Source organism: Nocardia cyriacigeorgica, from assembly GCF_010858045.1.
Lineage (GTDB): Bacteria > Actinomycetota > Actinomycetes > Mycobacteriales > Mycobacteriaceae > Nocardia > Nocardia cyriacigeorgica_E.
Map to the genome: position 1 here is coordinate 1 of NZ_JAAGVC010000411.1, position 274 is coordinate 274.

General features: G+C 68.6%; 1 protein-coding gene. It reads right to left on the reverse strand.

The window, feature by feature from the left end; genetic code table 11:
• The coding region (locus GV790_RS30240; RefSeq protein WP_163818210.1) for an ATP-binding cassette domain-containing protein at window positions 1-274 on the reverse strand (274 nt) is incomplete at both ends.

Genomic DNA, 274 nt, shown 5'->3' on the forward strand with positions numbered 1-274 from the left:
GTTCTGCACGGTGTGCATGCGGTGGGCCACCATCACGACTGTGCGGCCGGCCATCAGCCGTTCGATGCCCTGGTGGACGGCGGCTTCGTTGATCGGGTCAAGGGCGGAGGTGACCTCGTCGAGCAGAACGACGGGCGCGTTCTTCAGCAGGGCGCGGGCGATGGAGACGCGTTGACGTTCGCCGCCCGACAGCAGTGCGCCGCCTTCGCCGACGTCGGCGCTCCAGCCACCGGGCAGTCGTTCGATCACCTCGTCCAAGCGCGCTGCCGTTGCT